This window comes from Streptomyces sp. NPDC019396, assembly GCF_040632375.1.
Classification (GTDB): domain Bacteria; phylum Actinomycetota; class Actinomycetes; order Streptomycetales; family Streptomycetaceae; genus Streptomyces.
Genome location: NZ_JBEYBS010000007.1, coordinates 98,762 through 122,455, shown reverse-complemented (window position 1 = coordinate 122,455; position 23,694 = coordinate 98,762). Strand labels below are relative to the sequence as shown.

The 23,694-nt window shown below is 71.8% G+C and carries 18 protein-coding genes and 2 tRNA genes; 16 read left to right on the top strand and 4 right to left on the bottom strand.

The annotated features are described in order from the left end of the window. The 5 genes from ABZ532_RS10410 to ABZ532_RS10390 all read left to right on the top strand — a co-directional run bounded on the left by ABZ532_RS10410 (position 1) and on the right by ABZ532_RS10390 (position 5,238). Positions 1-1,041: an acyl-CoA dehydrogenase family protein gene (locus tag ABZ532_RS10410; RefSeq protein WP_361280909.1), complete on the top strand. Its 1,041-nt coding sequence runs from the start codon at positions 1-3 to the stop codon at positions 1,039-1,041. Next, a complete protein-coding gene (locus ABZ532_RS10405) occupies positions 1,038-1,457 on the top strand; it encodes a MaoC family dehydratase (RefSeq protein WP_361280908.1) in 420 nt (139 codons plus the stop codon). The genes ABZ532_RS10410 and ABZ532_RS10405 overlap by 4 nt, the downstream gene beginning before the upstream one ends. Further along, a complete protein-coding gene (locus tag ABZ532_RS10400; RefSeq protein ID WP_361280906.1) occupies positions 1,454-2,620 on the top strand; it encodes a lipid-transfer protein in 1,167 nt (388 codons plus the stop codon). Before ABZ532_RS10405 ends, ABZ532_RS10400 begins: the two co-directional genes overlap by 4 nt. A gap of 200 nt (positions 2,621-2,820) precedes the next feature. After that, positions 2,821-3,354, top strand: coding sequence for a SigE family RNA polymerase sigma factor (locus ABZ532_RS10395; RefSeq protein WP_361280905.1), 534 nt, complete (start codon positions 2,821-2,823; stop codon positions 3,352-3,354). A gap of 231 nt (positions 3,355-3,585) precedes the next feature. After that, positions 3,586-5,238: a long-chain fatty acid--CoA ligase gene (locus ABZ532_RS10390; protein WP_361281151.1), complete on the top strand. Its 1,653-nt coding sequence runs from the start codon at positions 3,586-3,588 to the stop codon at positions 5,236-5,238. A gap of 180 nt (positions 5,239-5,418) precedes the next feature. On the opposite strand, the gene ABZ532_RS10385 is transcribed toward ABZ532_RS10390, so the two are convergent. Together ABZ532_RS10385 and ABZ532_RS10380 are read right to left on the bottom strand one after the other, a co-directional pair. Then, a complete protein-coding gene (locus ABZ532_RS10385; RefSeq protein ID WP_361280904.1) occupies positions 5,419-9,144 on the bottom strand; it encodes a PAS domain-containing protein in 3,726 nt (1,241 codons plus the stop codon). A gap of 232 nt (positions 9,145-9,376) precedes the next feature. Beyond that, positions 9,377-9,865 (bottom strand): SSI family serine proteinase inhibitor, encoded by a 489-nt coding sequence (locus ABZ532_RS10380; RefSeq protein WP_361280903.1) that lies wholly within the window; start codon positions 9,863-9,865, stop codon positions 9,377-9,379. A 289-nt stretch (positions 9,866-10,154) separates the two neighbouring features. Here ABZ532_RS10380 and ABZ532_RS10375 point away from each other — a divergent pair. From ABZ532_RS10375 to ABZ532_RS10365, 3 genes are all read left to right on the top strand, one after another. Beyond that, positions 10,155-10,245 (top strand) — tRNA-Ser (locus ABZ532_RS10375). Between the two features lie 232 nt (positions 10,246-10,477). Beyond that, positions 10,478-10,550 (top strand) — tRNA-Arg (locus tag ABZ532_RS10370). 239 nt (positions 10,551-10,789) lie between these two features. Continuing rightward, positions 10,790-10,978, top strand: coding sequence for a hypothetical protein (locus ABZ532_RS10365; RefSeq protein ID WP_361280902.1), 189 nt, complete (start codon positions 10,790-10,792; stop codon positions 10,976-10,978). Here ABZ532_RS10365 and ABZ532_RS10360 read toward each other — a convergent pair. Together ABZ532_RS10360 and ABZ532_RS10355 are read right to left on the bottom strand one after the other, a co-directional pair. After that, positions 10,975-11,868, bottom strand: coding sequence for a hypothetical protein (locus ABZ532_RS10360; RefSeq protein WP_361280901.1), 894 nt, complete (start codon positions 11,866-11,868; stop codon positions 10,975-10,977). The two genes, ABZ532_RS10365 and ABZ532_RS10360, sit on opposite strands and share 4 nt — an antisense overlap. Positions 11,869-11,954: 86 nt before the next feature. Further along, positions 11,955-12,563 carry a hypothetical protein gene (locus ABZ532_RS10355; protein ID WP_361280900.1) on the bottom strand — a complete coding sequence of 203 codons (609 nt, stop codon included), beginning with the start codon at positions 12,561-12,563 and terminating at the stop codon, positions 11,955-11,957. Between the two features lie 171 nt (positions 12,564-12,734). On the opposite strand from ABZ532_RS10355, the gene ABZ532_RS10350 reads away from it, so the two are divergent. The 8 genes from ABZ532_RS10350 (at position 12,735) to ABZ532_RS10315 (ending at position 23,351) form a co-directional block, all read left to right on the top strand. Next, positions 12,735-13,586 (top strand): DUF2797 domain-containing protein, encoded by an 852-nt coding sequence (locus ABZ532_RS10350; protein WP_361281149.1) that lies wholly within the window; start codon positions 12,735-12,737, stop codon positions 13,584-13,586. 67 nt (positions 13,587-13,653) lie between these two features. Further along, positions 13,654-14,556: an amidohydrolase family protein gene (locus ABZ532_RS10345; RefSeq protein WP_361280898.1), complete on the top strand. Its 903-nt coding sequence runs from the start codon at positions 13,654-13,656 to the stop codon at positions 14,554-14,556. Between the two features lie 128 nt (positions 14,557-14,684). Next, positions 14,685-15,422, top strand: coding sequence for a response regulator transcription factor (locus tag ABZ532_RS10340; protein ID WP_361280897.1), 738 nt, complete (start codon positions 14,685-14,687; stop codon positions 15,420-15,422). 23 nt (positions 15,423-15,445) lie between these two features. Beyond that, complete coding sequence (locus tag ABZ532_RS10335; protein ID WP_361281147.1) at positions 15,446-16,924, top strand: HAMP domain-containing sensor histidine kinase; 1,479 nt, start codon at positions 15,446-15,448, stop codon at positions 16,922-16,924. Between the two features lie 98 nt (positions 16,925-17,022). Then, positions 17,023-18,438 carry a bifunctional glycosyltransferase family 2/GtrA family protein gene (locus ABZ532_RS10330; RefSeq protein ID WP_361280896.1) on the top strand — a complete coding sequence of 472 codons (1,416 nt, stop codon included), beginning with the start codon at positions 17,023-17,025 and terminating at the stop codon, positions 18,436-18,438. Beyond that, positions 18,435-20,774 carry a glycosyltransferase family 39 protein gene (locus ABZ532_RS10325; RefSeq protein WP_361280894.1) on the top strand — a complete coding sequence of 780 codons (2,340 nt, stop codon included), beginning with the start codon at positions 18,435-18,437 and terminating at the stop codon, positions 20,772-20,774. The genes ABZ532_RS10330 and ABZ532_RS10325 overlap by 4 nt, the downstream gene beginning before the upstream one ends. Before the next feature lie 72 nt (positions 20,775-20,846). After that, complete coding sequence (locus ABZ532_RS10320) at positions 20,847-22,406, top strand: MFS transporter (RefSeq protein WP_361280893.1); 1,560 nt, start codon at positions 20,847-20,849, stop codon at positions 22,404-22,406. 45 nt (positions 22,407-22,451) lie between these two features. Continuing rightward, a complete protein-coding gene (locus ABZ532_RS10315) occupies positions 22,452-23,351 on the top strand; it encodes a TetR/AcrR family transcriptional regulator (protein WP_361280892.1) in 900 nt (299 codons plus the stop codon). Positions 23,352-23,694 lie beyond the last annotated feature (343 nt).

The following is a 23,694-nucleotide window of genomic DNA, read 5'->3' as shown; positions in this document are numbered from 1 at the left end:
ATGGACTTCACGCCCACCGAGGAGCAGGAGGCGGCCCGTGAGCTGGCCGCCCGGATCTTCGCCGACCTGTCCACGCACGAACGGCTGACCGCGGCCGGGACCGGCACGGACGCCGAGCTGTGGAAGGCGCTGTGCGCGGCCGGGCTGCCCGGCGCCGTGGACGAGATCGGGCTGCTAGGGCTCGTACTGCTGCTGGAGGAGCAGGGCCGTACGACCGCGCAGGTGCCACTGGCGGCGAGCTGTGTCCACGGGGTGCTCGCGGTGTCACGGCACGGCACGCCCGAGCAGCGCGCACGTCTGCTGCCTGCGCTGCGGGCCGGGAGCGCGGTCGCCACCGGCGCCTTCCCGGAGCGCGGAACGGTACGGGCCGAGGGAGACGGGCGGCTGACCGGCACGGTGGCCTGGGTGCCCTGGCTGAGGGACGCCACCCATGTGCTCGTCCCGGACGCGGCGCGGTCGCTGTGGCTGGTACGGGCAGCGGACGCGGAGATCACCGCGGTGGAGACCACGGCCCCCTGGGCGGCGGCCAGGCTCACCCTGGACGGCACACCGGGCGAGCGGCTCGGCGCCGGCGGTCCGGGTACGGAGGCGTACGAGGACGTGCTCGCCGTGGCCCGCGTCGCCTTCGCCGGGCTCCAGGCGGGAGTCTGTGCGGGCTCTCTCGCCCGGGCCGTCGAGTACACCTCGGTACGGGAGCAGTTCGGCCGCCCACTCGCCACGAAGCAGGCCGTCCAACTCCGTGCCGCGGATGCGTACATGGACACCGAGGCGATCCGGGTCACCGCATACGAGGCGGCCTGGAGGTGGGACGAGCGGCTGCCGTGCGGAGAGCAGGCGCTGATCGCGGGCTGGTGGGCGTCCGAGGCGGGCAGGCGCGTCGTGCACACGGGCCAGCATCTGCACGGCGGCCTCGGCGCGGACACCGATCATCCGGTCCACCGGCACTTCCTGTGGGGGCGCCAGCTGGACGCGTATCTGGGCTGCGGCGCACAACTCCTCCAGGAGCTTGGACTGTTGCTGGCGAAGGAGAAGGTCCGATGAGCGTCCCACCCGTGGGCAGCGAGCTGGCTCCGCTGACGATCCCCCTCACCCGCACCCTGATCGTCGCCGGAGCGATCGCGTCCCGCGACTACCAGGATGTGCACCATGACGCGGAGCTCGCCAGGGGGAAGGGCTCGCCGGACATCTTCATGAACATCCTGACGACCAACGGGCTCGTCGGCAGGTACATCACCGACCACTTCGGGCCTACGGCCGTGCTCCGCAAGGTGGAGATCCGGCTCGGTGCCCCCAACTACCCTGGCGACACCATGACGTTGACCGGCACGGTCGCCGAGTCCGACCCGGAGTCGGGCACCGTGCGGGTGCGGGTCGTCGGGGCGAACGGCATCGGGCACCACGTCACGGGCACGGTCACGGTCCAGTTGCCGGCATCCACGACGGAGGTGGGATCGTGAGTGTGCGCAGGGTCGATTCCCTCGGCGGGCGCGCGGCGGTGGCCGGCATCGGAGCCACCGAGTTCTCGAAGGACTCCGGCCGCAGTGAGCTCACCCTCGCCGTCGAGGCCGTACGGGCCGCACTCGACGACGCCGGACTCTCCCCCGCAGACGTCGACGGCATGGTCACCTTCACCATGGACACCAGCCCCGAGATCACCGTCGCCCAGGCGGCGGGCATCGGTGAGCTCTCGTTCTTCTCGCGTGTCCACTACGGCGGCGGCGCGGCCTGCGCCACCGTCCAGCAGGCAGCCCTCGCCGTGGCCGCCGGTGTCGCCGAAGTCGTGGTCTGCTACCGGGCGTTCAACGAGCGCTCCGGCCGCAGATTCGGCTCCGGTGTGCAGCGTCGTGAGCCGTCGGCGGAGGGCGCGGCGCTGGGCTGGTACCTCCCGTTCGGGCTGCTCACCCCCGCCTCGTGGGTGGCCATGACCGCGCAGCGCTATCTGTACGCGTACGGGCTCACGCCCGAGGCGTTCGGCCATGTCGCCGTGGCCGGCCGCCGCCACGCGGCCCGCAATCCCGCCGCGTACTTCCACGGCAAACCGATCACACTCTCGGACCACGCCGCGTCCCGGTGGATCGTCGAGCCCCTGCGTCTCCTCGACTGCTGCCAGGAGACGGACGGCGGCCAAGCGATCGTGGTGACCTCGCTGGAGCGGGCCAGGGATCTGCGGCGGCCACCGGCCGTCATCGTCGCGGCGGCACAGGGGGCGGGCCGTGCGCAGGAGCAGATGACCAGCTACTACCGGGACGAACTCACCGGCCTGCCGGAGATGGGCGTCGTGGCCCGTCAGCTCTGGAGGACCGCCGGACTCGGCCCCGGCGACATCGACGTCGGTATCCTCTATGACCACTTCACCCCCTTTGTCCTGATGCAGTTGGAGGAGTTCGGCTTCTGCAAGCCGGGCGAGGCGGCCGACTTCGTCGCTGCGGACACGCTGCCCCTGAACACGCACGGAGGGCAGCTGGGGGAGGCGTATCTGCATGGGATGAACGGCATCGCGGAGGCGGCCCGCCAGATCCGGGGCACCTCGGTGAACCAGGTGGCAGGTGCCGGGACCGCCCTGGTCACAGCGGGGACGGGGGTGCCGACCTCCGGTCTCATACTGGGGTCTGACGGCTGAAACAGCCTGCTCAGCGCAGACGCGGAGGGTGATCCGGGCCGCTGGCGCGGAGGCGGGGGCTCGTCGACCCCCTACCCGTGGGGCTGACGCCCTCCACCTTGGGGAGGTTGAGCTTACGGCGCCCCTACAACTTGAGGGGGACCCGCTTTCGGCACCTTGGGTCGATCCGTTGGCGCACAGCCCGCTCATAGCGTGGAGCCATGACCACGCCAGTCTGCGCGACCGCTTCCAGGGCGGCGACGTATCCGTCGTTCTCGTCGTACGTACGGGCGCGGGGACCCGTACTGCTGCGAACCGCCCGCTCTCTCACGGCCAATCCCTGCGATGCCGAGGACCTCCTCCAGACCGCACTCACCAAGACGTTCGTCGCCTGGGACCGCATAGAGGACCACCGGGCACTCGACGGCTACGTCCGCCGCGCGCTACTCAACACGCGTACCTCGCAGTGGCGCAAGCGCAAGGTCGACGAATTCGCCTGCGACGAGCTCCCCGAACCTCCGAGCATCCCCGAGCCGGACCCCGCCGAGCGCCAGGCCCTCAACGACGCGATGTGGCGCGCGGTCATGCGACTCCCGGACCGCCAGCGCGCGATGGTCGTCCTGCGGTACTACGAGGACCTCAGCGAGGCCCAGACCGCGGAGGTGCTCGGAGTCTCCGTCGGCACGGTCAAGAGCGCGGTCTCCCGTGCCCTCGGCAAGCTGCGCGACGACCCGGAGCTCGTACCGGTGCGTTGACCGCGTCGACCCGCGTCGACCCGCGTCGACCCGCGTCGACCCGCGCTGACCTGTGGTGGGCCCGGCTCGCTGGTACGGGCTGTGGCCGCAGCAGGAAAAGGGCTACCCGGAGGTAGTGACATACCGATCGGTATGTGCGCAGAATCTGCACACCCCTACTTACTCCAGGGTGTCCGGGGGCGATGTCCCCCGGCCGTGAGCCGAGAGCTGTGCGCCCACCGGGAGGACGCCGTGCTGAGCACCATGCAGGACGTACCACTGACCGTGACCCGCATCCTGAAGCACGGGATGACGATCCACGGAACCTCGCAGGTCACCACGTGGACAGGGGAGAGCGAGCCGCACCGGCGCAGTTACCGGGAACTCGGTGAGCGGGCCGCTCAGCTGGCGCACGCCCTACGGGACGACCTCGGGGTCGAGGGGGATGAACGTGTCGCCACTCTGATGTGGAACAACGCAGAGCATGTCGAGGCGTACTTCGCCGTGCCCTGCATGGGCGCCGTCCTGCACACCCTCAATCTGCGGCTGCCCGTCGAGCAGCTGGTGTTCATCGTCAACCACGCGGCCGACCGGGTGGTGATCGTCAACGGCTCCCTGCTGCCGCTGCTCGCCCCGCTGCTGCCGCACCTTCCGACGGTCGAGCACGTCGTGGTGTCGGGCCCCGGCGACCGGGCGCTGCTGGACGGGGCGAACGCCCAGGTGCACGAGTACGAGGAGCTGATCGCCGGGAAGCCGGTCTCCTACGACTGGCCCGAGCTGGACGAGCGGTCCGCCGCGGCCATGTGCTACACCTCGGGCACCACCGGTGATCCCAAGGGCGTCGTCTACTCGCACCGCTCCATCTATCTGCACTCGATGCAGGTCAACATGGCCCAGTCGATGGGCCTGACGGACGACGACACCAGCCTGGTGGTGGTGCCGCAGTTCCACGTCAACGCCTGGGGCCTGCCGCACGCCGTGCTGATGTCGGGCGTGAACATGCTGATGCCGGACCGCTTCCTCCAGCCCGGCCCGCTCGCCGAGATGATCGAGTCCGAGCGGCCGACCCATGCCGCCGCCGTCCCCACCATCTGGCAGGGTCTCCTCGCCGAACTCACCGCCAAGCCCCGCGATGTGAGCTGCCTCGGCCAGGTCACCATCGGCGGCTCCGCCTGCCCGCCGTCGCTCATGGAGGCGTTCGACAAGCTGGGTATGCGCGTCTGCCACGCCTGGGGCATGACGGAGACCTCCCCGCTCGGCACGATCGCCCGACCGCCCGCCGACGCCGTCGGTACGGACGCGGAGTTCGGCTACCGGCTCACGCAAGGCCGCTTCCCGGCCGGCGTGGAGGCCCGGCTGCGCGGCCCCGGCGGCGGGTTCCTGCCCTGGGACGGCGAGTCGGCGGGAGAGCTGGAGGTGCGCGGGCCGTGGATCGCGGGCGCGTACTACGGCGGTGCGCAGGGTGAACCGCACAAGCCCGAGGACAAGTTCAGCCAGGACGGCTGGCTGCGGACCGGGGACGTCGGCGTCATCTGCCCCCGGGGCTTCCTCACCCTCACCGACCGGGCCAAGGACGTCATCAAGTCCGGCGGTGAATGGATCTCCTCCGTCGAACTCGAGAACGCCCTGATGGCCCACCCCGAGATCGCGGAGGCGGCGGTCGTCGCCGTCCCGGACGAGAAGTGGGGCGAACGCCCGCTGGCCACCGTCGTGCTCAAGGCCGGCTCGACGGCCGACTACACGTCGCTCCGGGAGTTCCTCGCGGGGCGGATCGCGAAGTGGCAGCTGCCCGAGCGCTGGGCGATCATCGCGGAGGTGCCCAAGACGAGCGTCGGGAAGTTCGACAAGAAGGTCATCCGCAGGCAGTACGCGGAAGGCGAGCTGGACGTCACGCGGGTCGACTGACCCCCTGTCGCCCGTAAGGAGAGCCCCTGGCGTGCTGCCGGGGCTCTCTGCCGTCCGGCCACCCGGGGGTGGCATGCTCGGAGGTCCGGAGCGGACGAAGCGCACCACGTCGCCTGGCTCTGCCGGAGCCTCCTGTGTGAGGCGGCTCGGTCCGTGCCGACGCTCAGCTGTGTGAGGCGCTCAGTTCGTGCCGATCTTCGCGAGCAGATCCACGATCCGGCCCTGGACCTCGGTGCTCGTCGAGCGCTCCGCGAGGAACAGCACCGTCTCGCCCGACGACAGCTTCGGGAGTTCGGCCCGGTCGAGTCCCGCCGAGGTGTAGACCACGAGCGGGGTGCGGTTCAACTGGCCGTTCGCGCGAAGCCAGTCGATGACCCCGGCGCGGCGGCGGCGTACCTGCATCAGGTCCATCACCACCAGGTTCGGGCGCATCTGCTGGGCCAGGGTGACGGCGTCGGTGTCGCCCTGGGCGCGGGCCACCTGCATGCCGCGGCGTTCGAGGGTTGCCGCCAGCGCGGTCGCGATGTCGTCGTTCTCCTCGATGAGCAGCACACGGGACGGGTGCTGCTCACTGTCGCGCGGGGCCAGGGCCTTGAGCAGCACGGCGGGGTCGGCACCGTACGCCGCCTCGCGCGACGCCTGGCCCAGACCGGCCGCGAGGAGCACCGGGACTTCTGCCGCCACCGCCGCCTGGCGCAGCGACTGGAGGGCGGTGCGGGTGATCGGCCCGGTCAGGGGGTCGACGAAGAGGGCCGCGGGGAACGCGGCGATCTGCGCGTCCACCTCCTCGCGCGAGTGCACGATCACCGGGCGGTAGCCGCGGTCCGTCAGTGCCTGCTGGGTGGCGACGTCCGGTGCGGGCCAGACCAGCAGCCTGCGCGGATTGTCCAGCGGCTCCGGTGGCAGCTCGTCGTCCACGGGGAGGGGCACGGGCTGGTTCGCGACCTCGATGGCTCCGCCGGGGCCGTCGAGCAGCTCGGGGCCCTCGGCGCCGTCGTCCGGTGCGCCGATCGCGTAGGCACGGCCCTCGGGGGGAGTGGCAGTGCCGAGCCGCTGCTGGGGGTGCGGGCGGGCACCCGTCTCCGGCGTCTCGTCGTCGGGCCGGGTGGCCAGCTTGCGGCGGCGCGCGGAAGTGGGCGACTGGGTCTGGGCCAGCGGCTGGTTGGCGCCGAGCGAGCGGCCCTGGGTCTGGGTCAGTGGCTGGTTGGCGCCGAGCGAGTGGCCCTGGGTCTGGGTCAGTGGCTGGTTGGCGCCGAGCGAGTGGCCCTGGGGCTGGGCCTGCGCCGCCTGCTGGGCGAACGGCACGCCCTGGCCCAGCGTGCGCACGCTGAACGACCTGCCCTGCGAGGCATCGGCGGGCAGTGGGGTCTCCGCGGGCAGCGGCTGAGCCGCTCGCTGAGGCGGTGTCTTCACGGGAGGCATCGGAGCGGGCAGAGGCAGGGAGCCGGGACTCGCCCCGCCCTGCGTCGGCGTCGTCGGCGGCGTTGCCGGTGCCTCGGCGCTCACGGGGTGCGGCTGCGGCGGGGTGTGATCGGCGTCCACACCCTCGACGGCTTCGTGGCGGCCCCGGTGGCCTTCTTCGTCCGTGTCCTGGGCGGGCGCGTGCGCCACCCGGTCCGCCTCGGCGGGGGGCAGGGCGAAAGCACTCCGGGATTCGCCGGCGGCCTGCGCCACGCCCAGCGCCCGGCGCGCACGCCGACCTGCGGGCTGGGCCACCGCGCCGGCGGGCTCCAGCGCCGCCGCACCTGTGGGCTCCAGCGCCTCCGCGCCGATCGCGGTGCCGGAGTCCTCACCGGACGGCCCTGAGGACGCCGCCGGCAGCGCGGGCAACGCCGCCTGGGTCGCGGCCCGGCGTGCCCTGCGGCCCGTGGGCTGGGGTGCGGCGAGGGCATCGGGGCCGAGGCCCTGGGGGGGGACCGTCGCGCCGAGTGCCGGTCGGCCGGTATCGCCTTCCGCGGCGGCCTCGGCGGGGCTGGGACGTCCGCGACGACGCCCGGTGCCGGCGGTGACCACGGCGACGGCGGCGCCAGGATCAACCGAGGGTTCGGGCGCATCGGGCCCCTCGGCTGCCACGGGGCTTTCGAGGAACGCGTCCGTGCTCGACCGGCGTGCGCGTGCGCGCCGGCGGCCGCCGCCCGACGTCACCGTCTCGGCCGGTGCGATCTCAGCCGGAGCCCCGGCGGCCTCGGGGGCCTCGGGGGCCTCGGGAACGATCCCCGCGCCCTCGCCGAGCGGCATTTCGAGTACGTACGCACTCCCGCTCATCCCCGGCACCTCGTGCGTCTGGAGCAGACCGCCGTGGGCCGTCACGATTCCGCGGACGATCGGCTCGTGCACCGGGTCGCCCCCGGGGTACGGGCCGCGTACCTCGATCCGTACGACATCGCCCCGCTGGGCCGTCGCGACCACGATCGTGGAGTCGACGTAACCACCGCCCGCGGATGCCACGACCCGCGTGCGACCGGTCGAGTCGACCCCGGCGACGTCGGCGATCAGGTGGGCCAGGGCGGTCGCCAGCCGGGTGGCGTCCACCTCGGCCTCGATCCGCGGGGCGTGCACGGCGAACTGCGCCCGCCCCGGGCCGATCAGCTCCACGGCGCCTTCGACGCCGGCCGCGACCACCCCGTCGAGCAGCGCCTTGGTCCGCTGGAGCGGTTCAGCGCCCGAATCCAGACGCTGGAATCCCAGCACGTTGTCCACCAGCGTGGTCATCCGGGCATAGCCCGCCGCCAGGTGGTGCAGTATCTGGTTGGCCTCGGGCCAGAGCTGTCCGGCCGGGTCCGCGGCCAGCTTGCCGAGCTCACCGCGCAGCTCCTCCAGCGGTGCGCGCAGCGACTCGCCGAGCACCGCGGTGAGCTGGCTCAGCCGGGCGCTCGCCGCGGCCTCCCGCTCGGCGAGCTCCTCGGCCTCCGCCGCGTACCGCTCGGTCCGGTCCGCGAGCTCGGCCGTGTGCTTCTCGGTCAGCGCGTCCAGCTCGGCCGTGTGCTTCTCGGTCAGCGCCGTGACCTCTGTGGTGTGCCGCTCCTCCCGCTCGGCGGCCTCCGCGGTGTGCTGCGCGAGCAGCTCCTCGTACGGCCGCCGGTCGGTGAACGTCATCACCGCGCCGACCAGCTGCTCCCCGTCCCGCACCGGGGCCGTCGTCAGATCGACGGGGACCTGCTCGCCGCTCTTGGCGTACAGCACCTGCCCGCGCACCCGGTGCTTGCGACCCGACTTGAGAGTGTCGGCGAGCGGCGAGTCCTCGTACGGGAACGGCTCGCCGTCCGGCCGCGAGTGCAGGATCAGCGGGTGCAGCTCCCTGCCGCCGAGGTCGCTGGCGCGGAAGCCGAGGATCTGCGCGGCGGCCGGGTTCACCAGGACCACGCGGCCTTCGGTGTCCGTGCCGACGACGCCTTCGGCCGCGGCCCGCAGGATCATCTCGGTCTGGCGCTGGGAGCGGGCCAGTTCGGCCTCGGTGTCGAGGGTGCCGGAGAGATCGCGGACGACGAGCATGAGCAGCTCGTCGCCGGTGTAGCTACCCGCACCGCCCACGCCGCCGGCGAGGCCGCCGCCGTTGACCGCCGCGTATGCCTGTCGGCCGTCTTCCAGGCTGGCGCTGGTCACCTCGACGGGGAACTCGCCGCCGTCCGTGCGCCGCGCGATCATCCGGGTCGGCTTGGTCCTGCCCCGCTCGTCGGCGGATTCGGGCCGCCGCATCGAGCCGGGGATCAGAGTGGAGTCGAAGGACGGAAGGAGATCGAGCAGCCCTCGCCCCACCAGTGCCGTACCCGGTGTCTCGAACATCTCCAAGGCGATGGTGTTCGCGTTGACCACCGTGCCGTTGCAGTTGACGAGTACGAGCCCGTCCGGAAGGGCGTCGAGTATGGCTGCGAGGCGAGCAGCGCCTCGGGATGGCCTGCTGCTCACGACGACGCTTCCTCCCTGACCTACTGCATCTTGCGGACGGCCGGCCCCATCTTCCCTCTCGGGCCGCGGCCTGTCACTGGAGTGAGTCTAAAGGCAGGGGGTGGTCATACGGCGGTGGATGAGGGGGAGCTCTCACTGAGGTTCTGTGTGCGGACGGGAACGGACGGCGCACGGGGGCCCGCCGCGCCGGCCGGGCGCCTCCCCGGCGCCCTGACCCGGCCCGGCCCGGCCGCTACGACCTGGCGGTCGGCAGGACCGGCTCCATCGTCCGCCACCGCCCGATCTCGCAGCCGTTGCGACGGGTGAAGGTGGTGTCGACCGGCTTGCCCCGCCACGTCCCCTTGATGTGGGCGGTGGCCGGGCCGCCGTACTGCTGGGGGCACATCCGGTCCTCGCCCATCGGCGCGAAGGGGTCCTTCCCGCCCTCGCCGAGTCGCTCCAGCCGGTCACAGGCCGCCTCCGCCGCGGGATGCGAGCCGCCGACCGGGCCGCAGGTCAGCTCGTAGGTGCCGTCGGCCCTCGGGTTGCCGGTCCGCGAGGTGATCACGGTGAGCCGGTCGGACGACTCGCCCGGCTCGAGCAGCGGGAGCGGGAGTGCCTGTTCCGAGGACGGGGGTGCGGGCGCGGGTGCGGACGGGTCCGCGGACGCGGACGCACCGGGAACGACGGCGAGGAGAGTGGCCACGGATGCCGTGGCGGTCAGGGCGAGACGGCGCAGCATGGATGCTCCTGGATGGTCACGTGTGAGGGGCGGCCGACCGCCCCGGCATCTCTAACGCTCCGCGCGCCCGTGCGTTGCGCAATCCGGACTGACCCGAGTGGGCGTCTCACCTGCACGGCACCCGTGTGCCGCACCCGCACCGCGCCCGACCGGTGCGCCCACCGGCACGCGCGGGGAATGTTCTTTGCTCCGGGGCCCGAGCGCCTAGTACCGTGGGGAGCGATTGGTGACGAGCCGCCCGGCTGTGTCATCATCTTGCACGCACCACCCGCGCTCGCGCGGGTGTGCTGGAGGCGTCGCCTAGTCCGGTCTATGGCGCCGCACTGCTAATGCGGTTTGGGTCTTAAAGCCCATCGAGGGTTCAAATCCCTCCGCCTCCGCACCAACACCGAAGCCCCGGCCCGACGGCCGGGGCTTCGGTCGTTCCGGGTGCGTGTCTCCGGGGGTGCTCCGAGCTGGGGATCCGGGTCGCGAGCGATGGGGGCGCGGAGGCGCTCGTCCGGCCATTTATGCAGGTCAGATGGTGTGCACCTAATGGATTTCGTCTGGCGGCGCAGGTCATGTAATGTTGTTCCCGCAACGCAGACCGGGCAGAAAAGCCCGGGAAGCCAAGCACTCGTAGCTTAACGGATAGAGCATCTGACTACGGATCAGAAGGTTGCAGGTTCGAATCCTGCCGAGTGCACACAGGTCAAAGCCCCCTCGGGATCATCCCGGAGGGGGCTTTGTCGTGCCGTACAGCAGCGAAGTGCAGCAACCGCACTGATCGTCGTCAGCCGGTACACCCCATCGCGCCGGACAGCTCGCCCCATGCCGTACGCCGCGCGGCCCCGGCCCGAGGCCCGGCCGGGTCTCGAAGATCGGGGGTCCATCGGGCTGTTGCGGCGGGTGCGGAGCACTGCGTCGACCCAGGGGGAGTGCGGCATGAGCAGAAGACGGTACGTGGCGAGAGGCGTCCCGGGTGGCTATCGCATCTGGGACAACAGGGGCCGGCGCTGGTGGGGCGACCACTATGAACTGTGCCCTGACGATCTGCTGGTGGAGCTGAACGGCGCAGGTGACCAGGAGAAGATCACCGCGCTTCTCAAGAGGTACAGAGCCCAGAGGCGTTAGGTGCGTGTGCTGCCGGCGGTCGATCCGGTGGATGCGGCCTGCGGGTCCGCCGGCTGCGGGTGCTCGAAGAGCTGGAGCACACCGCCGATGGAGAAGCACAGTGCGCCGGTGAGGGTTCCCCAGTTGGCGATGCCCGCGTTCACCAGGCTGCCGGTGCTGGGGAGGGTGAAGTCGGCCAGGGCGGAGATCATGAAGAGCACGGAGCCCGCCTGGTTGACCGCCACGATCCACCAGCCGAGTTCCTGCGGCCGGAGGCCGGGGTGGCCGTGGCACACCTCTTCCAGGGCGAGGTGTCCGGAGATGAGGAAGAGCAGGCAGCCCACCATGTCGGGGGCCCAGATCAGCCGGTTGGTCTGCTGGGCGGAGAGTCCGTGGAGGAACGAGTCCAGCAGGTTGAGGCCGAACACCAGGGTCCCGGCGAACAGGACGAAGGTGCTGAGCCAGTCGATCCGCATGGGCTCGTAGCTCCACCAGCGCCAGCCGTGTGTTTCCAGCGTGTCCGCGGTCGGGCCCAGGGTGGGGGCGTTGATCGTCTGGAGCAGGGAGGCGTAGCCGCCCGCGTTGAAGAACAGACCGCCCGCGAAGTAGACCAGAGCGCTCGTCCTCGCGGTGCCGCCGGCGAGGGCGATCGCCGCGCCGAGGGCGAAGAGCGCTCCGCCGATCGTGAAGGTCACCGACGCCGCGGTGTTGAGGATCCTGAGCCTGCCGACGGCCACCGCGTCGGCGGGCTGCGGTGCCTCCTCCGCGTCCGCGGCGGCCTTGACCGTCAGCGTGCCGCGTTTGCGTGCCGCACGGGACTCCCACACCGCGAGGCCGCCCTCGGCCGGGCGCCAGGTCAGCCTGGTGGTGAACGGCCCCGCCCCTTCGGCCCGTTTCTCGATGTGACCCACGCCGTCAGCGTAGGAGCCGGGGCGGTGCGGGGCGGTGAGCGGGCATCCCGACACGCGTGGGTGTCGACGAGGGGCGGGGCCGGGCGTCAGGCGTCCGGGTTCTTGCCCGACGCGGCGATCTTGGCGCGGTCGATCTGGAGCTTGGCGAACTTCTCCAGGTCGCTCTGCTCACCGTCACGCACACCGACGTAGGCCACGACGGTGCCGATGCGCAGAATGGCCTTGTGGGAGTCCTCCGTGGTGAACGCCTCGGTCTCGTCGGCACCTGCGTCGAGGGTCAGTGCCTTGGGGCTGCCCTCGCCGTCCTTCTCGTCGGCGAGCACCTCCTTCATGCCCACCTTGGCGTTGTCGACGGTGTCGTAGGCGATCAGGGCGAAGCGCACGCTGGCGCTGTCCGCCGACTCCGACGCGCTGACCGCGCTGTACCGTGTCGTGCCCACCGCGGCCACCCCGGAGCACGTCAGCTCTCCCTGGTCCCTGCACTGCTCAAGGGCCCGGCTGCCTTCGACGACCTCCGGCTGGCGGGCCTTCCACCCGTCCGGAGCCGCGAGCTTGCTGGGCAGTGCCTGGCTTACCTGGGTGGCGGTGAACGTCACGGGCGCGGCGTCGGTCCCCGCGTCGCTGGCGCCCCCGCAGGCCGTCATCGCCAGCGTGAGCAAGGCGCCCATGGTGGCGTTGCGTGTCCCCCGATGCATCTGGTGCTCCTTGATTTTCGATTGTGGTTGTTCGACCAGTGGTTTGACCGGTGCGCCGACGCACTTGATCACACTGTCGTGTACACCTAAACACGGCCGCGGGAAGCGACGCCAACTGCCCGTAGCGTGGGCTTCATGGGTGGTGACACAGGCCGGTGGCGGTTCCGCGGGATGGGGTGGGGTCGGGAGGCCGTGCCCGTTCTGCGGTGGGGCCGGGGCGGGGAGCGGCGGAGCAGCAGGCTCGCGTACGGCAGGTGGTTCGGCTTCCAGGCCGTCGGGGCGCGGGGATGCCTGGGAGCCCGGGGGAACGTCTGTCCGCTCGGGGCCGTGGTGCCGGGGCGCAGCACGGGAGGGCTGTGTCCCGAGTGCGCGCGGCTTGACCGGGCGCACTCGGTGGCTGCCGACACCGTCGCCGACGACCCGCGGCCGTATCGCGTGTATCTGGCCTGGTTCGGGCCCGGCCTGGTGAAGGTGGGGATCACCGCGGAGGAGCGGGGCACGGCGCGGCTGCTCGAGCAGGGGGCCGTGGTGTTCGGCTGGCTGGGGCGGGGACCGCTGATGGCCGCGCGACGTACGGAGGAACTGCTGCGGGCGGCGCTCGGGGTGCCGGATCGGATCCCGTACGCGCACAAGCGGGCGGTGCGTGCCCTGCTGGCGCCCACGGCAGGGGAGCGAGCGGCGGAGCTCGAGGCGCTCCATGCGCGGGCCGTCGTCCTGGAGGGGCTGCCCGGGGCGCTGGAGCGCCTGCCGTTCCAGCCCGTTGACCACATGGGTGTGTTCGGGCTCGAGGGAATTCCGGCGGCCTCGGCCGTCGCACGGGAGCTGGTGGCGGGCGGGACGGTCGCGGGGCGGCTGGTGGCTGCCGCTGGACCTGATCTGCACCTGGCCGGCACCGACGGCCGTACGTTCGTCGTCGACACCCGGGTGATGTCCGGCTGGGAGCTGGTGGCGGCGGATCCGCGCGATGCCGTCACCGTCCCGCTGGAGGAGCTGCCGCGCGGGGTGCAGGACGGGCTCTTCTGACGCCCTCCACCGGAGGTTCATCAGGGGGCCTGGACACCGGGCCGGCACCCGCTGGAAGGTGGTCGGCATGAGTGATCACCTGGGGGACCTCGAAGAGGCCGCGGCCGTAAGGGCCTTCTGGGAGCGGCTCGGGCTGCCCGGGCTCGTGGACGTGCACACCCACTTCATGCCCAAGCAGGTACTGGACAAGGTGTGGGCGTACTTCGACTCCGCGGGTCCGCTGACCGGTCTCGAGTGGCCCATCACCTACCGCGAGGAGGAGGACCGCCGGGTCGCCCTGCTGGAGGGGTTCGGGGTGCGGGCCTTCACCTCGATGCTCTATCCGCACAAGCCTGGCATGGCCGAGTGGCTCAACGGCTGGGCGGCCGGGTTCGCCGCCCGCACCCCCGGCTGTCTGCACACGGCGACCCTCTACCCCGAGCCGGGCGTGGAACGCTATGTCCGCGAGGCCGTGGAGAGCGGGGCACGCGTCTTCAAGTCCCATCTGCAGGTGGGGGCGTACGACCCCAACGACCCGCTGCTCGATCCCGTGTGGGGGCTGCTCGCGGAGGCCCGGACCCCGGTGGTGATGCACTGCGGATCGGGCCCGGCGCCCGGCAAGTACACCGGGCCCGAGCCGATCGGGCGGCTCCTCGCGCGCCATCCGAGGCTGCCGCTGGTCGTGGCGCACATGGGCATGCCGGAGTACACCGACTTCCTGGAGCTGGCCGGGCGCTACGAAGAGGTGCGCCTGGACACGACGATGGCGTTCACGGACTTCAGTGAACGCTTCAGCCCGTTTCCCCCGAGTGAGGGCGGGCGGCTCGCGGATCTCGGGGACCGGGTGCTGTTCGGCACGGACTTCCCCAACATCCCGTATCCGTACGTGCACCAGCTGGAGTCGCTGGAGCGGCTGGCGGGGCGGCTGGACCTCGGTGATGACTGGCTGCGAGCGGTCTGCTACCGGAACGGCGCGCATCTGTTCCTGTGATGTCCCGAGTCCCGGTGGTGTCCCCGCTGTTCGCGGCCGGCCCCGCGCCGTGACTACGCCGCCACGTTCTCAGGGAATTCACAGGAAGCGGAAAGGTAGCTCTCACGGCGCGGGCCCAGGGTGGGACCATGACGACGACCTCCCCTCACGGGCGTACCGAAATGCGCAGGCCGGACGGTGGCCCCGTCCGGGTGCTCGTCGTGGACGACGAGACCTCGCTCACCGAGTTGCTCTCCATGGCCCTGCGCTACGAAGGGTGGGAGGTGTGCAGCGCCGGCGACGGCGCGAGTGCGATGAGCACGGCGCGCTCCTTCCGGCCCGACGCCGTGGTCCTGGACATGATGCTCCCGGACATGGACGGGCTCTCCGTGCTCGGCAGGCTGCGCCGGGAGCTGCCTGATGTGCCCGTGCTGTTCCTCACGGCGAAGGACGCCGTGGAGGACCGGATCGCGGGTCTGACCGCGGGCGGTGACGACTATGTCACCAAGCCCTTCAGCCTGGAGGAGGTCGTGGCGCGGCTGCGCGGGCTGATCCGGCGCTCCGGGGCCGCCACTGAGCGCAGCGAGTCGATGCTCGTGGTCGGCGATCTGGTCCTGGACGAGGACAGCCACGAGGTCACCAGGGGCGGCGCGAACATCCATCTCACCGCGACCGAGTTCGAGCTGCTGCGCTATCTCATGCGCAATCCGCGGCGGGTGCTCAGCAAGGCGCAGATCCTCGACCGGGTGTGGTCGTACGACTTCGGAGGCCAGGCCAACGTGGTCGAGCTCTACATCTCCTACCTCCGGCGCAAGATCGACGCCGGCCGGACGCCGATGATCCACACCCGGCGCGGCGCGGGCTATCTGATCAAGCCAGGGGAATGAGGAGCAAGCACCGCATGATCCGCATGCGCAGGCCGGGACGGTGGTCCCTGCGGACCCGCCTGGTCGTGTCCGCGCTCGCGCTGATCGCGGTCGCGACCGCGGTGATCGGCACCGTCACCACGGTCGCGCTGCGCAGCCATCTGTACGGCCAGAAGGGCAGCCAGGTGCATGACCTCGCGCTGCGCGCCGCGGGACCCCCGCCCGGCGCGCGCGTCATGCTGCCGCCGCCCCGGGACCCGCTCACGTTCGTGAAAAGCGGCGGAGCCCCGATCGGTACCGTCGGCGCACAGGTGGACGCCGGCGGCAAGGTGACCCAGGGCGTGGCCTCGCTCCAGAAGGAGACCGGCGGCAGGCCGGAGCTCTCGGGCCGCGCGCTGACGGACGCCGAGCTCTCCGCGCTGGCGGAGGTGCCCCGCGACCGCGACTCGCACTCCGTGGAGCTGCCGGGCCTCGGCGACTACCTCGTGGAGTACACGGAAGGGTCGAGCGGCACCTTCCTGGTCGGCGTCCCGCTCGCCGAGGCGCAGAGCACCGTCGGCACCCTCATCGTCGTCGAGGTCTGTGTGACCGCGGCCGGTCTGATCGCCGCCGCGCTGGCGGGCAGCTCCCTGGTCGGGATCGCGCTCAGGCCGCTGCGCCGGGTCGCCACCACCGCCACACGCGTCTCCGAAATCCCCCTGCACAAGGGGGAGGTGGCATTGCACGAGCGGGTACCTGACGCCGAGGCCGATCCGCGTACCGAGGTCGGGCAGGTCGGCGCCGCGCTCAACCGCATGCTCGACCATGTCCACTCCGCCCTCCACTCCCGCCAGGTGAGCGAGACGCGGGTACGCCAGTTCGTCGCGGACGCCAGCCATGAGCTGCGCACCCCGCTGGCCTCGATCCGCGGATACGCCGAACTCCCGCGCCGAAGCCGCGAGGAGACCGGACCCGACACCCGGCACGCGCTCGGGCGGATCGAGTCCGAGGCCGAGCGGATGACCGGTCTGGTGGAGGATCTGCTGCTGCTGGCCCGGCTGGACGCCGGACGCCCGCTCTCGTACGAGGAAACCGATCTCACCATGCTCGTCGTGGACGCGGTGAGCGACGCCCGGGCCGCGGGCCGGGACCACAACTGGCATCTCGCTCTGCCCGAAGAGCCCGTGAAGGTGTCCGGCGACGGTGCGAGGCTGCACCAGGTACTGGTCAACCTGCTGGCAAACGCGCGCACCCACACCCCACCGGGGACCACGGTCACCGCGTGCGTGCGGCCCCTCGACGGAGGCCGGGAGGTCGCCCTGGAGGTCCGGGACGACGGGCCGGGCATCCCGGCCGAGCTGCTCCCTCACGTCTTCGAGCGCTTCGCACGCGGCGACGCGTCCCGGTCGCGGGCGGCGGGCGGGGTGAGCTCCACCGGGCTGGGCCTCGCGATCGTGCAGGCCGTCGTGGCCGCGCACCGCGGCACGGTCACCGTGGAGAGCGTGCCGGGGCGCACGGTGTTCACCGTCAGGCTGCCGCAGTAGCCACCGCGGCGTGTCCTGGGCGGCCCCGCGCACGACTCACAGATGTCACACAGGCGCACCACACAGCCATGACAGGCGCCCTGGCGAGAGTCGGGGCTATGCGAACCGACATTGCACTGGGCACCCTGCCGGCACGTGAGCATCTGCCCGTCGGGGCAGCAGGAACTCCCGTACTGGACGTGGTGATTCCCGTCTACAACGAAGAGAAGGACCTGGAGCCCTGTGTGCGGCGGCTTCACGACCATCTGGCGCGCACGTTCCCGTACGGGTTCAGGATCACCGTCGCCGACAACGCGAGCACCGACCGGACCGCCGAGATCTCGGCGGCGCTCGACGCGGCGATTCCCGAAGTGCGGGCGTTCCGGCTGGAGCAGAAGGGGCGCGGACGGGCCCTGCGGACCGTCTGGGGCGCGTCCGACGCTCCCGTGCTCGCGTACATGGACGTGGATCTGTCCACCGACCTGAACGCCCTGCTGCCGCTGGTCGCACCGCTGATCTCGGGCCACTCGGACCTGGCGATCGGCTCGCGGCTGGCGCGGTCGTCGCGGGTGGTGCGGGGGCCGAAGCGGGAGTTCATCTCCCGGACCTACAACCTGATCCTGCGCGGATCGCTCCAGGCGCACTTCTCCGACGCCCAGTGCGGATTCAAGGCCATCAGGCGCGATGTGGCCGAGCGGCTGCTGCCGTTGGTCGAGGACACCGGCTGGTTCTTCGACACCGAGCTGCTCGTGCTCGCCGAGCGGGCGGGGCTGCGGATCCACGAGGTGCCGGTGGACTGGGTCGACGACCCCGACTCCACGGTGCACATCGTCAGCACGGCGGTCGAGGACCTCAAGGGTGTCTGGCGGGTGGGCCGGGCGCTTGCGTCCGGTGCGCTGCCGCTCGACCGGCTCGCGCGGCCGTTCGGCGACGACCCGAGGGACCGGGCGCTCAGCGGAGTGCCGCGCGGGCTCGCCCGGCAGCTCGTCGGCTTCTGTGCGGTCGGGGCACTGTCGACGTTGCTCTATCTGCTGCTGTACTCCCTCTTCCGGCTGGGCCTCGGGCCGCAACTTGCGAACGCCGCCGCCCTGCTGGTCTCCGCCGTCGCCAACACGGCGGCCAACCGCAGGCTCACCTTCGGAGTGCGCGGCAGGGACCGCGCGCTGCGGCACCAGGCCCAGGGACTCGTGGTCTTCGGTATCGGCCTCGCCCTGACGAGCGGCTCGCTCGCCCTCCTCGACGCGGTCGCGGGCGAGGCCGCCCATGGTACGGAGCTGGCGGTCCTGGTCATCGCCAACCTCGCGGCGACGGTGGTGCGGTTCGTGCTGCTGAGGGCGTGGGTGTTCCCGGACCACGGCGAGGGCGCGCCCGCGGTCGGGTCCGCACATGAACGGGAGCCCGAGCCCGTACCGGCCATGCGTTCGTACGGCCACCACGGCGAGTACAGCGAATACGGCCGGGACGACCAGAACAACGGGTACGGCCGGTACGGCGAGTACGGCGGCCCCACGACGAGCACGAGGAACCACGGATGACCACCGCACAGGGCAACGACAGTCCGCCCGAGCAGAACACGCCCGGTATCGACGCGCCACTGCCTCCGGGCTGGGCCTTCCGGCGGCCGTCCGCCACTGCCACGACGGCGTCCGGCGGGCCCGGGGCCCCGTCCCCGCCCCCAGCCACGGCCCAGTCCCCGGCTCCGGAGCCCTCGACGTCCGGTGCCGCCGCGGGCGGCCTCGGCCGCGTCTGGCGTGGCCGAGCCGATGACGCCCCCTGGGTGCGGCCCGCGCTGCTCGGGCTGCTGCTGTTCACCGCCGTGCTCTACCTGTACGACCTCAGTGCCTCCGGCTACGCCAACTCCTTCTACTCCGCGGCCGCCCAGGCGGGCAGCGAGAGCTGGAAGGCGTTCTTCTTCGGGTCGTCCGACGCCGGTAACTCCATCACCGTCGACAAGCCTCCGGCCGCGCTCTGGCCGATGGCCCTGTCCGTACGGCTGTTCGGGCTGGGGTCCTGGCAGATCCTGGTGCCCGAGGTGCTCATGGGCGTGGCGACGGTCGGAGTCCTGTACGCCGCCGTGCGCAGGCGGTTCAGCGCCCCGGCCGCACTGATCGCGGGGGCCGTGCTGGCCCTCACCCCGGTCGCCGCGCTGATGTTCCGCTTCAACAACCCCGACGCGCTGCTCGCCCTGCTGATGACGGCGGCGGTCTACTGCGTCCTGCGCGCCCTTGAGGACGCCCGGACGAAGTGGCTGCTCTGGGCGGGTGTCGCGGTGGGCTTCGCCTTTCTCACCAAGTCCCTTCAGGCTTTCCTCATCCTCCCGGCGCTCACGCTGGTGTACGGGGTGTGCGCACCCACGACGCTGCGCCGGCGGCTGGCCCAGCTCGCCCTCGCGGGCGGGGCGCTGATCGTGTCGGGCGGCTGGTGGGTCGCCATCGTCGAGCTGTGGCCGGCGTCCTCGCGCCCGTACATCGGCGGCTCCCAGACCAACAGCTTCCTGGAGCTCACCTTCAGCTACAACGGCCTCGGCCGGATCAGCGGTGACGAGCCCGGGAGCGTCGGCGGCGGTATGCGCGGTGGCGGTGGTGGCGGCATGTGGGGCGAGACCGGCATCGGGCGGATGTTCGGTGACGGAAGCGGCGGCCAGATCTCCTGGCTGCTGCCCGCCGCGCTGATCCTGCTGGTCGCCGGGCTCGTGCTCACCTGGCGCGGCCGTGAGCACCGGACGGACACCGCGCCGGCCGCGTTCCTGCTCTGGGGCGGCTGCCTGCTGACGACCGTGGTGGTCTTCAGCCTGATGGCGGGGATCTACCACGATTACTACACGGTCGCGCTCGCTCCGTACATCGCCGCACTCGTCGCCATGGGGGCGACGATGCTGTGGGAGGAGCGAAGCCGTTTCGAGGCACGGGCCACGCTGGCGGGTACGACGGTGGTCACCGCGGTGTGGGCGTATGTCCTGCTGGACCGGACGCCCGACTTCGCTCCCTGGCTGGGCGTGCTGGTGCTGATCGGCGGGCTCGCCGCGGCGGCCGGGCTGCTGTTCGCCGGGACGGCCGGGCGCCGGCTCACGCTGGGAGCGGCGGGGCTCGCCCTGGCGACCGCGCTCGCCGGGCCGTCTGCGTACACCCTCTCCACTCTGGACTCGGGGCACCAGGGCTCGATCGTGACGGCAGGCCCGGCGTCCGCGCAGCGCGGGCCCGGCGGTGGGGGCGGCCGGGGGCCTGGCGGGCAGACGGGCGGTGCCGGTGGGCCCGATGGCGGCGGAACGATGCCGCCGGGCATGCAGGGCGGCCAGGGGCAGGTCGGTCAAGGCGCCCAGGGGCAGGGCGTGATGCCGGGCCAGGGCCAGGGCGGTATGCCCGGTGGCGGTATGGGGCAGCCCCCGACAGGTGGTCAGGGCCAGGGCGGCCAGGGCCGGATGCCCGGCATGGGACAAGGCGGTCAGGGTGGTCAAGCCCAGGGCGGGCAGGGCCAAGGGGGTCAAGGCGGCGGAGGCCGCGGGGGCATGGGCGGTCTCCTCAACGGCGCCCAGGTGGACGCCGCCACCACCGCCAAGCTGAAGGAGAACGCCTCCGCGTACACGTGGGTCGCCGCCACCGTCGGCGCCCAGAACGCGGCCAGCTACCAGCTCGCAGCCGAGGAGTCGGTCATGCCGATCGGTGGCTTCAACGGCACCGACCCGTCACCGACCCTCGCGCAGTTCAAGCAGTACGTCGCGGCCGGGAAGATCCACTACTTCATCGCGGGCGGCACGGGAGCGGGGAGCCGGAGCGGAAGCGGCAGCAGCGAGATCTCCACCTGGGTCCAGGAGAACTTCTCCCAGGTCACGGTGGGTGACACCACCCTCTATGACCTGACCACAGGAAAATAGCGCTATACGGCGTATGGGAGATGCCTATACGGTGTACGGGATCAATTCCCGTACACCGTATAGGAGCATGCAATGACGGCGACGGCCGCCGAACCCGGGAACCACTCGGCCACACCCCCGACCACCACCACCGGCCCACGCCATCCGCAGCGCTGGCTGATCCTCGGTGTCATCTGCCTCGCCCAGCTCACCGTGCTGCTCGACAACACCGTCCTCAGCGTCGCGATCCCCTCGCTCACCACCGAACTCGACGCGTCCACGGCCGACATCCAGTGGATGATCAACGCCTACTCCCTGGTCCAGTCGGGGCTGCTGCTCACCGCGGGCAGCTCGGCCGACCGCTACGGCCGCAAGAAGATGCTCACCGCCGGGCTCGTGCTCTTCGGGCTGGGCTCGCTGGCGGCCGGACTCGCCCAGGACTCGGGGCAGCTGATCGCCGCACGGGCGGGCATGGGTATCGGCGGCGCGCTGCTGATGACCACCACCCTCGCCGTCGTCACCCAGGTCTTCGACGAGCAGGAGCGGGTCAAGGCCATCGCGCTCTGGGCCACCGTCGGCGCACTCGGCTTCGCCGCCGGCCCGCTGATCGGCGGCATCATCCTCGACCACTACTGGTGGGGCATGGTCTTCCTGATCAACCTCCCGGTGGCGCTGATCGGGCTGATCGCGGTCGTCAAGCTCGTACCCGAGTCGAAGAACCCGCAGGGCGACCGGCCCGACCTGCTCGGCGCGCTGCTCTCGACGGTCGGTATGTCGTCGGTCGTGTACGCGGTCATCAGCGGTCCGGTGGACGGCTGGACCTCCGCACGAGTGCTGGTCGCGGCCGTGCTCGGTCTGGTGGTGCTCGGCGCGTTCGCGCTGTGGGAGCTGCGCATCCCGCATCCGATGCTGGACATGCACTTCTTCCGCGACCAGCGGTTCACGGGCGCGGTGGCGGGTGCGCTGCTCGTGGTCTTCGGCATGGGCGGCTCGATCTTCCTGCTCACCCAGCACCTGCAGTTCGTGCTGGGCTACGAGCCCCTGGAGGCCGGCCTGCGCATGGCCCCGTTCGCCCTCACCGTCGTGCTGCTCAACCTCACCGGTCTGGGCCCCCGGGTCATGGTGAAGCTGGGCACCCCGCTGACGGTGCTGGCCGGGATGACGCTGGTGTCGGGCGGTCTCGCGGCCGTCGCGGTGCTCGGCGGGGGTACGGGCGGCAGCTACGGCGGCATGCTGCTCGGACTGGTCCTGATGGGTGCCGGTCTCGCGCTCTCGCAGCCCGCGATGGCCGCCGCGATCATGAGCGCGATCCCGGTCGAGAAGGCCGGTGTGGGTGCGGGCGTCAACGGCACCCTGGCCGAGTTCGGCAACGGCCTCGGCGTCGCGGTGCTCGGCGCCGTACTGAACTCGCGGTTCGCCTCCCTCGTCGCCGTGTCGGCGGCCTCGCTGCCCGCGGCGCTCGCCGCGGCGAGGGGACCGGCGGAGCGGGCACGTATCGCCGATGCCTTCGCCACCAGTCTCCAGACCAGCCAGCTGGTGGGTGCGGTGGCCGTGCTGGCGGGTGGCGTGGTGGCGGCGGTGCTGCTGCGCAGGGCCGAAAGGACAGGGCCCGCCGCTCGGCCGGCCGGGGACGAACCCATGTCCGCGGCATAGCATCGGGACCGTATCGAGCAGAGCAGGCAGGTTGGAGTGAACGCCATGGTGTCGGACGCCGACCGCCCGAAGCGCCCGGCCCGGATGAGTGTGTGGCTCGGGGGCAAAGCCCCCAAGAGCCGCAAGACCGACCAGCCCTCCGGCCTCGACCGGGACAGGATCACCGAAGTGTCGGTGCGGCTGCTCGACGCCGAGGGGCTTGCGAAGTTCTCCATGCGCCGGCTCGCCGGAGAGCTGGGTGTCACGGCCATGTCGCTCTACTGGTACGTCGACACCAAGGACGACCTCCTGGAGCTCGCCCTCGACGCCGTGTTCGGGGAGCTGGACCTGCCGGAGGCGGCAGACGCTGGGGATTCAGAGGATGCAGGGGGTGCGGGGGATGAGGGCGGCGGCGCGGACTGGCGCGACGAACTGCGTCAACTGGCGGGCGGATACCGCAGCCTGCTGATCGCCCATCCCTGGCTGTCCCCGCTCATCGGCACCTATCTCAACATCGGTCCGCACTCACTGAAGTTCGTGGGGTTCGCACAGCGCATCGTGCGCAGCACGGGGCTGCCGCTGAAGTGGCAGGCGGCGGCCCTGGGCGCGGTCTTCCAGTTCGTGTACGGCCTCGGCACGGTCGAGGGGCATCTCAAGAAGCGCTGTGCGGACGCGGGGATGACCCTGGGGGACTACTACGCCGAGGCCATGGGCGCGACCCGCGAGGTGGCGGGCTTCGAGCAGGTCCTCGACCACGCGGAGGAGATCATGGCTGCCAGGGGCACGGACACCGCCGAGGAAATGCTCGAACGGGACTTCGAGATCGCTCTCGATCTGATGATCGCCGGGATCGAGACGATGACCGCTCGCCACGCGGAGGCGGATTCCGATGCCGATGCCGAGACAGACGAGAAGGCCGGGACAGACGACAAGGCCGCGGCTGACGAGAAGGCCCGGGGCCGATGAGAAAGCCGGTGCCGGCACCGGGTCGGACGGGGGCGGCCTGAGGCCCGCGGACCGGCCTGACCTCCGAGCGGTCAGGCCCCCAGGGCCGTTCCGCCGTCCTCCGCATTCCGTACGTTTCGAGTGCCCAGCCGTCCCGGGTCCTGATCTGTGCCTTCAGTCCCATGGCCTTCCCGATCTCCCGTTCTCTCCTCGAGGTGAAGCGCCCGGGGCGGCGGACCGTCCCTGTCCGCCGCCCCGGCCCCGGGGGGGGCCCCCCCCCCAGCCGCCCACCGGGGGCCCGCGCCACCCCCCGGGGGGCAGCAACCAGTCGGGGGCGGCGAGCCCCCCGCCCCGGACCCAGGGG